Origin of the sequence: Stenotrophomonas sp. 169, from assembly GCF_014621775.1 — a bacterium.
Taxonomy (GTDB): Bacteria; Pseudomonadota; Gammaproteobacteria; order Xanthomonadales; family Xanthomonadaceae; genus Stenotrophomonas.
Genome location: NZ_CP061204.1, coordinates 3,293,980 through 3,307,565 on the forward strand (window position 1 = coordinate 3,293,980; position 13,586 = coordinate 3,307,565).

At 64.7% G+C, this 13,586-nt stretch carries 11 protein-coding genes and 4 tRNA genes; 2 read left to right on the forward strand and 13 right to left on the reverse strand.

Going from position 1 to position 13,586, the window contains the following annotated elements; translation table 11 throughout:
- Positions 1 to 107: 107 nt before the first annotated feature.
- Genes dnaQ through ICJ04_RS14345 form a run of 3 tightly spaced genes read right to left on the reverse strand, consistent with a single transcriptional unit; the run spans position 108 to position 1,966 of the window.
- Positions 108 to 836: a DNA polymerase III subunit epsilon gene (gene dnaQ, locus ICJ04_RS14335; RefSeq protein WP_188324878.1), complete on the reverse strand. Its 729-nt coding sequence runs from the start codon at positions 834 to 836 to the stop codon at positions 108 to 110.
- Between the two features lie 4 nt (positions 837 to 840).
- Complete coding sequence (gene rnhA / locus ICJ04_RS14340) at positions 841 to 1,296, reverse strand: ribonuclease HI (protein ID WP_188324879.1); 456 nt, start codon at positions 1,294 to 1,296, stop codon at positions 841 to 843.
- Positions 1,283 to 1,966, reverse strand: a complete 684-nt coding sequence (locus ICJ04_RS14345) for a hypothetical protein (protein WP_188324880.1) — start codon at positions 1,964 to 1,966, stop codon at positions 1,283 to 1,285. The genes rnhA and ICJ04_RS14345 overlap by 14 nt, the downstream gene beginning before the upstream one ends.
- Before the next feature lie 11 nt (positions 1,967 to 1,977).
- Between ICJ04_RS14345 and gloB the strand changes: the two genes are divergently transcribed.
- Together gloB and ICJ04_RS14355 are read left to right on the forward strand one after the other, a co-directional pair.
- The gene (gloB, locus tag ICJ04_RS14350; protein ID WP_188324881.1) at positions 1,978 to 2,742 is read left to right on the forward strand and encodes a hydroxyacylglutathione hydrolase; all 765 of its coding nucleotides are present in this window, start codon (positions 1,978 to 1,980) and stop codon (positions 2,740 to 2,742) included.
- A complete protein-coding gene (locus tag ICJ04_RS14355; protein WP_188324882.1) occupies positions 2,739 to 3,956 on the forward strand; it encodes a lytic transglycosylase domain-containing protein in 1,218 nt (405 codons plus the stop codon). Before gloB ends, ICJ04_RS14355 begins: the two co-directional genes overlap by 4 nt.
- Before the next feature lie 359 nt (positions 3,957 to 4,315).
- Here the strand turns inward: ICJ04_RS14355 and ICJ04_RS14360 are convergent, their stop codons facing one another.
- The 10 genes from ICJ04_RS14360 to tig all read right to left on the reverse strand — a co-directional run bounded on the left by ICJ04_RS14360 (position 4,316) and on the right by tig (position 13,470).
- On the reverse strand, positions 4,316 to 6,274 hold the full coding sequence (locus tag ICJ04_RS14360; protein WP_188324883.1) for a peptidyl-prolyl cis-trans isomerase: 1,959 nt from the start codon (positions 6,272 to 6,274) through the stop codon (positions 4,316 to 4,318).
- Between the two features lie 177 nt (positions 6,275 to 6,451).
- Positions 6,452 to 6,528 (reverse strand) — tRNA-Asp (locus ICJ04_RS14365).
- Positions 6,529 to 6,633: 105 nt separating this feature from the next.
- Positions 6,634 to 6,710 (reverse strand) — tRNA-Asp (locus ICJ04_RS14370).
- An 82-nt stretch (positions 6,711 to 6,792) separates the two neighbouring features.
- Positions 6,793 to 6,869: transfer RNA gene (locus tag ICJ04_RS14375), tRNA-Asp, on the reverse strand.
- A 27-nt stretch (positions 6,870 to 6,896) separates the two neighbouring features.
- Positions 6,897 to 6,971, reverse strand: a tRNA-Val gene (locus ICJ04_RS14380).
- An 11-nt stretch (positions 6,972 to 6,982) separates the two neighbouring features.
- Positions 6,983 to 7,255, reverse strand: a complete 273-nt coding sequence (locus tag ICJ04_RS14385) for an HU family DNA-binding protein (protein WP_042613351.1) — start codon at positions 7,253 to 7,255, stop codon at positions 6,983 to 6,985.
- A gap of 199 nt (positions 7,256 to 7,454) precedes the next feature.
- A complete protein-coding gene (gene lon, locus ICJ04_RS14390) occupies positions 7,455 to 9,920 on the reverse strand; it encodes an endopeptidase La (RefSeq protein WP_188324884.1) in 2,466 nt (821 codons plus the stop codon).
- Positions 9,921 to 10,062: 142 nt separating this feature from the next.
- Positions 10,063 to 11,352: an ATP-dependent Clp protease ATP-binding subunit ClpX gene (gene clpX, locus ICJ04_RS14395; RefSeq protein WP_188324885.1), complete on the reverse strand. Its 1,290-nt coding sequence runs from the start codon at positions 11,350 to 11,352 to the stop codon at positions 10,063 to 10,065.
- 126 nt (positions 11,353 to 11,478) lie between these two features.
- Positions 11,479 to 12,105, reverse strand: coding sequence for an ATP-dependent Clp endopeptidase proteolytic subunit ClpP (clpP, locus tag ICJ04_RS14400; RefSeq protein ID WP_188324886.1), 627 nt, complete (start codon positions 12,103 to 12,105; stop codon positions 11,479 to 11,481).
- 69 nt (positions 12,106 to 12,174) lie between these two features.
- A complete protein-coding gene (tig, locus tag ICJ04_RS14405) occupies positions 12,175 to 13,470 on the reverse strand; it encodes a trigger factor (protein ID WP_188324887.1) in 1,296 nt (431 codons plus the stop codon).
- Between the last annotated feature and the right edge of the window lie 116 nt (positions 13,471 to 13,586).

Consider the following 13,586-nt stretch of genomic DNA (forward strand, 5'->3'; position numbering starts at 1 on the left):
GGTAGAGCCGACTTCAGTCGGCTGGGCCTGAAAGCAGCCGGCTGAAGCCGGCTCTACCGTAGCGTCTGGAGCAGCCGGCTGAAGCCGGCTCTACCGTCCGGGCGCTTTCAGGCGACGGCGGCTTCTTCGATCTTCGGGCCATCCCAGATGGCGTGGCCGGCTTTCTTGCGCAGGCGCTCCAGGCGGGCGGCATGGGCTTCCAGTTCCGAGGCGGTGGCCTGCACGCGCGGGCGCGGCAGCAGCTTGGCCGGGTCGAAGCCCTGCATGGTGGCCACGCGCTTGGCGCCGTCTTCGTCCATGTCAAAGCCAAGATCATCCTGGCCCGAGGTCAGCGCGATGTAGACCTCGCCAAGGATCTGCGCATCGAGCAGCGCGCCGTGCAGCTGGCGGTGCGCGTTGTCCACGCCCAGGCGCTTGCACAGCGCGTCCAGCGAATTGCGCTGGCCAGGGAAGCGCTCGCGCGCCAGCGCCAAGGTATCGACCACGGTGCAGCGGTCGGTGATCTTGCCGAACTGCGGTCCCAGGCGGGACAGTTCGTTGTCGAGGAAGCCCACGTCGAACGCAGCGTTGTGGATGATCAGCTCGGCGCCGTCGATGAAGGCCAGGAAGGCCTCGGCCACCTGGGCGAAATCCGGCTTGTCGGCCAGGAAATCCAGGGTAAGCCCGGTGACTTCCTGCGCGCCGGGCTCGAAGTCCACGTCCGGTTTCAGGTACTGGTGGTAGTGGTTGCCACTGGGCCGGCGCTTGAACAGCTCCACGCAGCCGATTTCGACGACGCGGTTGCCCTTCTGCCAGGCAAGACCGGTGGTTTCGGTATCAAGGATGATCTGACGCATGTGCTCAGTTTACCGCCTTGCCGGTCGCGCGCACCTGGGTGGCCGCCTCGCGCGCGAGCACGTCCACGCGCTCGTTGTCGGGGTCGCCGGAATGCCCCTTCACCCAGCGCCAGTCGATCTGGTGGCGCAGCGTGGCCGCGTGCAGGCGCTCCCACAGCTCGCGGTTCTTCACCGGCGAGCCACCCGCGGTCTTCCAGTTCTTGCGGATCCAGCCCGGCATCCACTCGGTCAGGCCTTGGCGCACGTACTGCGAATCGGTGTACAGCACGATCTGGCAGGGTTCGCTCAGCGCCTCCAGTCCGGAGATGGCCGCCATCAGCTCCATGCGGTTGTTGGTGGTATCCGGCTCGCCGCCGCTCAGTTCGCGCTCATGCGTCTTGTAACGCAGCAAGGCTGCCCAGCCGCCCGGGCCGGGGTTACCGAGGCACGAGCCGTCGGTGTGTACTTCAATGGTCTTCATTCGGTTCCAGAATCGATCGGGTCATGCCGGGCGTAGCCATCGGGCCGGCCCAGCGTACCTTCAGGGGCGTCGGCCCCGGCAAGGCAAAGGTGCGTTTTTCCGCACTGAACAGACAGGCCGCCCGCAGCGGCGCCAAACTGCCGGAGCGCGCGCTGCCGGCCGGCCACATCGGGCCGATGTAACGGGTGTCGCCACATGCCAGTCCCACCCGGTCGATCAGCTGCCGCAAGCGCTGCGGCGTGCGCACCACCATCCCGTGACGGCGCCACTGGGTGCGGTAGGGGCTGAACGGATTGAGGCTGCTCAGGAACAGCCGGCCGCCCGGCATCAACACACGCTCGCACTCGGCCAGCAGTTGGGCCGCATTACTGGCCGTCACATGCTGCAGGACGATGGTGTACACGCTCTCGTTGGGCAGCGGTAGCGGCAACGCGCAGCGCGCTTCACCTGCGTAACCTCCGCCTTCCGGGTGCAGGCGCAACCCACGCCCGGTCAGGGCCGCCCCCTCCAGCCACCGCGGGCTGGGAGCAACCCACAACCAAGGCTGGCTGGGCAGGCTGGCGAGCTGCGGCAACAGCAGTTGTTGTTCCAATTCATAGAGAAGCTGCGCAGGTTCACTGTCGAACCACGAGGCGGGCGTTGCTTGACGGAGACTCGGCAGGACGGGCATGGTCCGATTCTATGCGACTCATGACCCTGCCCGCATTCGCGGACAACTACATCTGGTGCCTGGTCGGCGATGACGGCACCGCCGTGGTCGTCGATCCCGGCGATGCCGCCCCTGTGCTGGCGGCAGCCGACGATGGGCTGCGCCCGCAGGCCATCCTGCTCACCCATCATCACGATGACCACATCGGGGGCGTGGCCGCGCTGCAGGCCAGATTTCCCGGTATCCGGGTGATCGCGCCCCAGGAATCGCGCATTCCGCTGGCTACCGAACGCGTGGCGGATGGTGAACACGTTCAGGCAGCGGGGCGGATGTTCCACGTAGTATCCGTGCCCGGGCACACTCACAGCCATGTCGCGTTTCACACTGATGAACATCTTTTCAGTGGCGATGCCTTGTTCAGCCTGGGCTGTGGGCGCCTGTTCGAAGGTACGCCATCCCAACTGCTCGGTTCCCTGAGCAGGTTGGCGTCCCTGCCGTCGCAGCTGCTCCTGTGCTGCGGCCACGAATACACCGTGTCAAATGCCGTCTTCGCGCGGCATGTCGACCCCGCCAACGTTGCCCTGCGGCAACGCCAAGAGGAGGCCCTGGCCATGCGCCGCGATGATCGCCCTACCCTGCCGGTTTCCCTGGCAACTGAAATACAGTGCAACCCGTTCCTGCGTACCCACACCGCGCCCGTACGCGCTGCGGTGGCGGCTTTCCTGGGGCGGGAGGTCAACGACGATGTCGACGTAATGGCCGGACTTCGGCACTGGAAAGACGGCTTTCGCGCATGATGCGCCGAAGTCTACCGCTAGCCCTGGGGATTCTGCTGGGGCTGGCCGGGACCGCAAACGCGCAGTCACTCGGTGCTGGCATCAGCCAGAACATGGCCGGTCTCGGCGCCCTTCCGTTGGATCCTGCAACCTTGCCGCCGCCCAGCGTGCGCAATGGCCAGGACATCTTCGCCAGCTTCCGCGAGGGCCTGGCTGAACCGACCTGCGACGCCGAGGCGACCAGCCCGCGCTGGCAGAAGCAATTCGCCCATGCGCCTGCGCGGCTGGCGAACCAGAACGACGATGCGCTGGTGCTGTTCGGCTACGTGGTGGAAGAGCTGCGCAAAGCCAGCCTGCCCACCGAGTTCGCGCTGATCCCCTTCGTGGAAAGTGGCTACCGACCCAATGCGCGCAGTGGCGCGGGCCCCGCGGGGCTGTGGCAGTTCATCGCCAGCACCGCCCGCAACCATCGGGTTCCGATGAGCGAGGGCTACGATGGCCGCCTGTCGGCGGTTGATTCCACCCAGGCGGCCGTGCGCTATCTCAAGACGCTGCACGGCATGTTCGGCGGCGACTGGCGCTTGGCCACGATGGCCTACAACGCCGGCGAATACCGGGTGCTGCAGGGCCTGCGCAAGGCCGGCATGAACTCCACCAACGCCGTGCCGGCCGATCTGCCTGGCATGTCACCGATCACCCATGCGTATGTGGAGAAGCTGCATGCGCTGGCCTGCGTCCTGGAGAATGCCGAGGAGCAGCCGGCGGTGATGGCGTCGCTGGACCGGACGGTGCCCGTATTGAAAAGCCATACCCTGCCGGCCGGCACCAGCGTGCAGCAGTGGGCCGCTCAGCGTGCGCTGGACCCGGCACGCATCGCGCGGCTGAATCCCGCAGCGGATGGCCGTGGCCGCCCGCAGAATGCGCCGGTGCGCCTGTTGGCGCCGGTAAGCGCGCCGGAGACGGCGTCGGTGGCGGCGATTGCTTCGACGGGCAGCGTGACTGACCAGACCGCAACTGCCGCTGTGGCGGCCGTGTCGCCCGCACCGGTGGTGGCACGCACGGTGGCCAGTGCCGCCGATCGGCCACGCACCCGCCGTCACACGGTGCGCAACGGTGAGTCCGCATGGACCATCGCGCGCCGCTACGGCATGCCGGTGAAGGCACTGCTGAGCTTGAACGGATTGAGCGGCCAGAGCGTGTTGAAGCCTGGCGCACAGCTGCGCGTCGAAGACTGAAGGTCGCCGCGATTCTTTGGTAGCGCCGAGCCACGCTCGGCAGAATGTATCCCTGTGCAGGGTCCCGCCGGGCGCATAGCCGATTCCCTGGTAGCGCCGAGCCGTGCTCGGCGGAATGGATCCGTGTGCAGGCCCCCCGCCGAGCGTGGCTCGGCGCTACCGGATCGCTCCCGTGTGCAAGCCTCCGCCGAGCGTGGCTCGGCGCTACCGGATCGTTGCGTGTGCAGGCCCCCGCCGAGCGTGGCTCGGCGTTTCCGGATCGTTGCGTGTGCCGGGCGTGGCGCGGCGACAGGATGCGCGAGCACACAAAAAAAGGCCCGGCGTTGCCGGGCCTTTTCATTGCGATGTCGCCCGTCCCGTTACAGGTTGGCTTCGGTGGTCTGCACCAGGAAGCGCTTGCGGGTGGACTTGATGAACGCATCCGCTGCGGCCATGCCATCGAGCTGGCTCAGCTGCTGCTTGAGCTGCTGGCGCTGCTCGGCCGTCACGTCCTTCAGGTCGCCGGGGGTCACCTTGGTCACGGCGAACACCACGGCGCGGCCCTGCACGTCAATCTTGCCGTAGCTCGGCTTGCCTTCGGCCGGCAGCGCGGCGCTGAACACCGCACGGTTGATCTCGGGCGTGGGCACCGGCTGGGTGCGCGGCAGGCCGGGCATCGGGCTGACCTGCAGCTTTTCACTCTCTGCCAGGCCCTGCAGGGTCTGACCGCCCTTCAGCTTGGCCAGCAGTGCATCGGCTGCCTTTTCTGCCGCCTGGCGGGTGCGGTCTGCGCGGATCGCGGCGGTCACCTGCTCACGCGCCTTGTCCAGCGGGATCGCCTGTTCCGGGGTGTGCTCTGCCACGCGGATCACCACGCTGTGGTTGCCGCTCTCGTCCAGCGCAATGGGGTCGCTCGCGGTACCGTCCTGTACCAGGACGTCCGAGAACGCGGCACGCAGTACGGCCGGATTGGTGGCAATGCCGCTCGCGTCCTGGCGGGTGAACGGGCCCACGGTCTGCAGCGGCAGACCCACGGTCTTCGCCGCCGACGCCAGATCGCTCGGGCTCTTGTTGGTGGCATCGACCACGCGGCCGGCCAGCTCGGTGTAACCGCGCTCGCGATCGGCCTTGATCTGCTCGGCCAGCAACTGGTCGCGCACTTCCTCGAACGGCTTGCCTTCGCCACCGCGCACTTCGCGCACCTGGATCACGTGATAACCGAAGTCGGTCTTCACCGGGCCGATGATGTCGCCGGCCTTCGCCGCGAACACCGCATCTTCGAACGGCTTCACCATCGCGCCGCGATCCACCCAGCCCAGATCACCGCCCTGCTCCTTGGAGCCGGTGTCATCGGAGTTGGCCTTGGCAAGCGCCGCGAAGTCCGCACCCGCTGCCTTGGCCTCGGTCGCCAGCTTGGCCGCCTTGGCTTCGGCACCTTCGGCGGTGCTGATCAGGATGTGCGAGGTCAGACGCTGTTCGGGCGTGGCGAAGCGCGCCTTCTCATCGTTGTAGCGCTTGCGCAGGCTGGCCTCATCGGGGGCTGCCGGCGGCGGCAGCGTGGCCCCGTTGATTTCCACGTACTCCAGCTTGACCGACTCGGCCTGGCGGAAATCCTTGGTATGCGTGTCGTACCACTGCTTGATCTGCGCATCGGTGACCGGTGCGGTGTCGGCCGGCTGCTCTGGCAGCATGGCGATCTCCACGTCACGCGTCTCGCCCAGCAGCTTCAGCAGACGCTCGGTCTCTGCTTCGGTGACGAAGCCCGAATTCTGCAGCGCGCTCGGAATGATCGACTGCTGCAGGCTGGTGCGCACCAGCTGCTCGAACATCGCCGGCGTGCGCGGCGGGTTGCCGCTGGCCAGGGCGATGCGGTACTGGTCGCCGTTGAACTTGCCATCGGCGCCCAGGAAGGCCGGGATCGTTGCGATGTACTCGCGCACGGCCACGTCACCGATCACCACGCCAGCCTGCTCACCCGCCAGACGGACGACTTGTTCGTCGACCAGCTGGTCGAGCACGGCGAGCTTGTTCTCCACGCTTTCGAACGCACGCGGATCGAAATCATCTCCCTGCTGCTGGCGCACACGGGCACGCTCTTGTTCAAAGCGTTCGCGGAATTCCTGCGAGGTGATTTCGTTGTGCTTCCAGAACAGGCGGGCCGGCCACCAGGACGGAGCGGATGACCACCAGGATGGCGGCGCGGATACCCTGGCCACGTTCTGTGCGCCGACACCACCCAGATAGCTGGAGTCGATGACGAACAGGAACGGGATCATCAGCAGCCCCAGGATCACGGTGACGATCCAGCCCGAGGTCTTGTCGCGAAGTTTCTGCAGCATGGGAAAAATCATGGCCTGAGTGGCGAGCCGGGCAGTGTAACCCGCTTCAGGGCAGGCTCCAAAAGAGGCGCGCACACGGCATGGGGCCAGATCCGTCACGTCGGGCGAAAGGGATCGGCTCCCGTCGGAAAAAGCATAAAAAAAAGCCCCTGGCTTTCACCAGGGGCTTTCCATTCGTGGCGGAGCGGACGGGACTCGAACCCGCGACCTCCGGCGTGACAGGCCAGCATTCTAACCAGCTGAACTACCGCTCCGCGTTGAAACTTTGCAGGCGCTCATTCTATCCGAAGATAATCTGATTGCCCAGCCCGATGAACACTTTTTTCAGAAGTTTTTCACAAGGCCTTACTTGGATGCAGTGGCGGAGCGGACGGGACTCGAACCCGCGACCTCCGGCGTGACAGGCCAGCATTCTAACCAGCTGAACTACCGCTCCATACTGCAAAACCGTGTTTCCGCATCGGCCAGGCCGGTGAGAAAACAAAGCCCCAGGATGAACCCGGAGGCCTCGTTGAAACTGGCGGAGCGGACGGGACTCGAACCCGCGACCTCCGGCGTGACAGGCCAGCATTCTAACCAGCTGAACTACCGCTCCACATTTCAAACTTTTACTGCGGTGCTGTGGTGGGTGCTGAGGGTTTCGAACCCCCGACCCTCTCCGTGTAAAGGAGACGCTCTACCACTGAGCTAAGCACCCCAGCGAGCCGCTTAGTTTACAGCATCCTTCAGGGCCTTACCAGCCTTGAACGACGGATTCTTCGAAGCCGCGATGGCGATGGTGTCGCCGGTCTTCGGGTTGCGGCCGGTGCGCGCAGCGCGGTCACGGACCTGGAAGGTGCCAAAGCCGACCAGCGTCACAGCATCACCGCTCTTCAGTGCCTTGGTGACGGCAGCAACGACGGCGTCGACGGCGCGGGCGGACTCGGCCTTGGTCAGGTCGGCGGTCTCGGCAACGGCGTCGATCAATTCGGTCTTGTTCATTCTCTACAACTCCTTATGCGGGGGTCCGCGGATTAGCCAGGGAAGCCAACGTTCGATGCAACTGGAACGCGGGCGTTGGATCGGTTCGCTCAATTCGGTCAAGCTGATTCGCGAGTGTTGCTTTTATACCAGTGGCCCTACACCCACGCAAGCCGAAACCCAGCAATGACGCGGGTTTCGGCCGATTACAATGCACCAATCAGTGCTTGACTCGCGTGGTGGAAGCTGTCTTGCCCTTGCTGCGAACCGTGACACGCTGCGCGGTCTTGCGTGCCTTCTTCGGCGCGAGAGGACGCTCCAGCGCCAGCTCCAGCACTTCCTCGATGTACTTCACCGGGATGATCTTGATGTCGCGGGTGACGTTGGCCGGGATATCCGCCAGGTCTTTGCGATTCTCTTCCGGGATGATGACCGTCCGGATGCCACCGCGCAGCGCGGCCAGCAGCTTCTCTTTCAGCCCGCCGATCGCAGTGACACGGCCACGCAGGGTGATTTCACCCGTCATCGCCACATCGGCGCGCACCGGCACCTTGGTCAGGATGGACACCAGCGAGGTCACCATCGCAGCGCCCGCACTGGGGCCATCCTTCGGCGTCGCGCCATCCGGCACGTGCACGTGGACGTCCTGCTTCTGCAGGAAGCCGGCATCGATGCCCAGCTGCACGGCACGCGAGCGCACCACCGACAACGCAGCCGATGCAGACTCCTTCATCACGTTGCCGAGCTGGCCGGTCAGGATCAACTGACCCTTGCCCGGGACCAGCGTGGATTCGATCTGCAGCAGATCACCGCCGACTTCCGTCCATGCCAGACCCGTCACCAGGCCGATCTCGTTCTCTTCTTCGGCACGGCCGAAGTCGAAGCGACGCACGCCCAGGTAGGTATCCACGTTGCTGCCGTCGACGTTGACCAGCGCGGTCTTCTTCGACTTCTTGCCCTTGGCCAGCTTGGCCGGCTTCGGCATGCCGCCCGGACCGGCCAGCGCGATCTCCTTGACCACCTTGCGACAGATCTTGGCGATCTCGCGCTCAAGGCTGCGCACGCCGGATTCGCGCGTGTAGTAGCGCACGATGTCCTGGATGGCGGCTGCATCGATCTCCAGTTCCTCAGCCTTCAGGCCATTGGCCTTGATCTGCTTGGGCACCAGGTAGCGCATGGCGATGTTGAGCTTCTCTTCCTCGGTGTAGCCGGGGATGCGGATCACTTCCATGCGGTCCAGCAGCGGGCCCGGAATGTTCAGCGAATTGGAGGTTGCTACGAACATCACTTCGGACAGGTCCAGGTCCACTTCGAGGTAGTGGTCGTTGAACGCATTGTTCTGCTCGGGATCAAGCACTTCCAGCAGCGCGGACGACGGATCGCCGCGGAAATCCATCGACATCTTGTCGATCTCGTCGAGCACGAACAGCGGGTTCTTGCTGCCGCACTTGTTGAGGTTCTGCACGATGCGGCCCGGCATGGAGCCGACATAGGTGCGACGGTGGCCACGGATCTCGGCCTCGTCACGCACGCCACCCAGGCTCATGCGCACGAACTTGCGGTTGGTCGCCTTGGCGATGGACTGGCCGAGCGAGGTCTTGCCCACGCCGGGCGGTCCCACCAGGCACAGGATGGGGCCGCGCATCTGCTTGACCCGCGACTGCACCGCCAGGTATTCCAGGATGCGGTCCTTGACCTTCTCCAGGCCGTAATGGTCGGCATCGAGCGTGTCCTGCGCGGCCTTGAGGTCCTTGCGCACCTTGGTGCGCTTCTTCCACGGCACGCCCAGGATCCAATCCAGGTAGTTGCGCACCACGGCCGCTTCGGCGGACATCGGCGACATCTGCTTGAGCTTGGTCAGCTCGGCCTTGGCCTTGGTCTCCACCGGCTTGGGCATGCCGGCTTCGGCGATCTTGCGGGCCAGCTCTTCCAGCTCGCCCGGCGCATCATCCAGGTCACCCAGTTCTTTCTGGATGGCCTTCATCTGCTCGTTGAGGTAGTACTCGCGCTGGCTCTTTTCCATCTGCGACTTCACACGGCCGCGGATGCGCTTTTCCATCTGCTGCACGTCGATTTCGCCATCGACCAGACCAACCAGCATTTCCAGACGCTCGCCCACCGGCAGCACTTCCAGCAGACGCTGCTTGTCGGCCAGGCGCACGCTGATGTGCGCGGCGATGGTGTCGGCCAGACGTGCCGGCTCTTCGATGCCCGCCAGCGTCTGCAGCAGCTCCGGCGGCAGCTTGCGGTTGGTCTTCACGTACTGCTCGAACAACGACATCAGCGAGCGTGCGATCGCTTCGATCTCACGGGCCTCGCGCGGGTCCTCGGCCTGGATCTCCACAGCCTGGCCCTGCAGCGCGCCGTCCAGCTCGCCCACGTGGCTGACCTGCACGCGCGACAATCCTTCGACCAGCACCTTGATGGTGCCGTCGGGCAGCTTCAGCAGCTGCAGCACCTGCGCCAGCGTGCCTACCTGGTACAGATCCGATTCCTGCGGATCGTCGGTCTCGGCCGACTTCTGCGCCAGCAGCAGGATGCGCTTGTCCGCTTCCATCGCCTTTTCCAGCGCGTGCATGGACTTGTCACGGCCGACGAACAGCGGGATGACCATGTGCGGGAACACCACCACGTCACGCAGCGGCAGTACCGGCAGGTCGAGAGTCTCAGTTGGGGAACGGGCCATGGGGGCTCCAGGAAGGGGGGAATGCCATCTCAGGTCCACACGGGGCCAGAGACAAAAAAGCCGATGGCCCCGTTATGGGGCCATCGGCGTGCGGATGCAAGATGCTCCGAAAAACAACTTTCAAATCAATCGATTGAAAGAATCACTCAGCGCCCGCTGCCTTCTGTTCAGGTGCAGGCGGCGTCTGATAGATCAGGTAGGGCTCGGACTTGTGCTCGATCACCGACTCGTCCACCACCACCTTGGTCACGTTCTCCTGCGAAGGGAGTTCGTACATGGTGTCCAGCAGGACCGATTCGACGATGGTGCGCAGGCCGCGGGCACCGGTCTTGCGCTTGAGCGCCTTGCGGGCGATCGCTGCCAATGCATCGGGGCGGAACTCGAGCTCGACGTTCTCCATCTCGAACAGCTTCTTGAACTGCTTGGTGATGGCGTTCTTCGGCTCGGTCAGGATGGTGATCAGCGCCGTCTCGTCCAGCTCTTCCAGGGTAGCAACCACCGGCAGGCGGCCGACGAACTCCGGAATGAGGCCGAACTTGATCAGATCTTCGGGCTCGACTTCAGCCAGCAGCTTGCCGATTTCCTGCTTGCGCTCGCTGCTCTTCACCTTCGCCCCGAAGCCGATGCCGCCCGCTTCGGTGGAACGCTGCTGGATCACCTTGTCCAGGCCGGCAAACGCGCCGCCACAGATGAACAGGATGTTCTTGGTGTCGACCTGCAGGAATTCCTGCTGCGGATGCTTGCGTCCACCCTGCGGCGGAACGCTGGCCACGGTGCCTTCGATCAGCTTCAGCAGGGCCTGTTGCACGCCTTCGCCGGACACATCGCGGGTGATCGACGGGTTCTCGCTCTTACGCGAGATCTTGTCGATTTCATCGATATAGACGATGCCCTGCTGCGCCTTCTCGACGTCGTAGTCGCACTTCTGCAGCAGCTTCTGGATGATGTTCTCCACATCCTCGCCCACGTAACCGGCTTCGGTCAGCGTGGTGGCGTCGGCCATGGTGAACGGCACATTCAACAGCCGGGCCAGCGTTTCGGCCAGCAGCGTCTTGCCCGAACCGGTCGGGCCGACCAGCAGGATGTTCGACTTGGCCAGTTCGACCTCATCGTTCTTCTGCCGGCTCTCGATGCGCTTGTAGTGGTTGTACACGGCCACGGCAAGCGTGCGCTTGGCGCGCTTCTGGCCGATCACGTACTGGTCCAGGACCTCGAGGATCTCGCGCGGCTTGGGCAGCGAACTGCGGGCCGACTGCGCTTTCTCTTCGAGTTCTTCACGGATGATGTCGTTGCACAGCTCTACGCATTCATCGCAGATGAACACGCTCGGGCCGGCAATGAGCTTACGCACCTCGTGCTGGCTCTTGCCGCAGAACGAGCAGTAAAGAATCTTGCCGCTGTCCGTGGAACGACCTTGGCGGTCTTCGCTCATGCTTCGCTTACCCAGTTACCCCACCCGTGCGACGGGGGTTCAATTCGAGAATAACACAGGGTCGAGAGGGCACCAGCCCTGCCCGACCCTGCATGTCCAGTCGGAAAACCGACCGTTGCGCTGTAATCAACCAGCCTGGATCGAGTCTTCCGGACGACGTTCCAGCACCTGATCCACCAGACCGTACGCTGCCGCCTCGACCGCGCTCTTGAAGTTGTCGCGCTCGGTGTCGCGCGCGATGGTCTCCAGCGACTGGCCGGTGTGCTTGGCCAGGATCTCATTCAGGCGGGCGCGCAGGGTCAGGATTTCGCGGGCGTGGATGTCGATGTCCGTGGCCTGACCCTGATAGCCGCCCAGCGGCTGATGGATCATCACACGCGAATTCGGCAGCGCATACCGCTTGCCCGGGGCGCCCGATGCAAGCAGCAAGGCCCCCATCGAGGCAGCCTGACCGACGCAGATGGTCGCCACGTCCGGCTTGATGTACTGCATGGTGTCGTAGATCGCCATGCCGGCCGTTACCACGCCACCGGGCGAGTTGATGTAGATGCTGATGTCCTTTTCCGGGTTTTCCGCTTCCAGGAACAGCAGCTGCGCCACCACCACGTTGGCCATGTGATCGTCGATCGGGCCCACGAGGAAGATCAGGCGCTCTTTCAACAGGCGCGAGTAGATGTCATAGGCGCGCTCGCCGCGGGCGGTCTGCTCGACCACCATCGGAACCAGATTGAGGGCTTTGGTTCGGTTGTCCATATCGTGAGGCACCTGTGTTGGGGGGAACTACCCCGCGCCTTGCAGCGCGGGGCCTGGCTTGCGCAGAACTCAGCCGCGGATCGCGTCCTGGAAGGACAGCGTTTCCTCGGTGTGCTGGGCGCGCTCGGCGATCCAATCGATCACCTGCTCTTCCATAACGCGGCTCTGCAGACCCGACATGAGCTGGGGGTCGTTGCGGTACATCTCAATGACCTGCTCCGGCTCTTCGTAGGTCGAAGCGATCAGGCGCATGGTTTCATTCAGACGCTTCGGCTCCAGCTTCAGATCGTTGATGCGGGCCACTTCGCCGACCAGCAGGCCGACCAGCACGCGCTTGCCAGCAGCGTCCTTGAAGTTTTCGTGCGCATCGGCCGGCACCTGGCCCGGATCGCGACCGCTGCGGCGGATCTGGTCCACCTGCTGGGCCAGCATGGCGCGGGCTTCGTTCTCGACCAGGCGCGGCGGCATTTCGACCGAGCTGTAGGCGGCGATCAGCTGCTCACCGACTTCGCGACGCAGGCGGTTCATCAGCGCGCCCTTGAGCTCGCGCTCCAGGTTGGCGCGGATGTCGCTGCGGAACTGCTCCACATCACCCGCCTTCACGCCGAAGCTCTTGATGAACGCATCGTCCACCACCGGCAGCGACTCTTCGGACACCTCGGTGACCTTCACGGTGACCTGCACGGTCTTGCCCGCCAGGGCCTCGACGCGCCAGTCAGCCGGGAAATCGACGTCCAGGGTCTTCTCTTCGCCCTTGGCCAAGCCGACCAGGCCCTTCTCGATGGCCTCGAACATCATGTTCTGGCCGATGATGATGGTGCCCTTCTCGGTGCCTTCGGCCGGCAGACGCTCGTCGCCCGCCTGCGAGAAGGTCTCCAGCGCGACCAGGTCGCCTTCCTGTGCGCCACGGCTGACCGGGGCCCAGGTACGACGCTGCTGGCGCAGGTTTTCGATCATCTGGTCGATGTCGGCATCGCCGATCTCGGCCACGTGGCGGACCACGCTCAGCTTGGTCACGTCGATTTCGCCGAACTCCGGCAGCAGCTCGACGGTGGCCACGAACGACAGTTCACCCTGCTCACCCTTGTCGATGCGCGGGCTGCCGACGACCCGCAGGTCGTGCTCGCGGATGGCCGCGTCGAAGGTTTCGCGCAGCAGGCCGTCAACGGCTTCGCCACGGACCTGCGCGCCGAAGCGCTGCTCGATCACCTTGGCCGGCACCTTGCCCGGGCGGAAGCCCTTGATGCGGGTGGTGCGCGCGATTTCGCCCAGACGACCACTGACGTGGGTGTTCAGGCGATCTTCCGGCAGCGAGAAGCTCAGGCGGCGTTCCAGGTTGCCGGTGGATTCGATCGAAGCTTGCATGTTGACTCCTGCCACCGGTGGCCCTTCTGGCCCCCGGTTCGATGTGATGGACGAATACGGGTTGTTCGGACGCGGCGTTTGAAGGCGCTCGTCCGCCGCAGCCCTTTAGTTTGGAC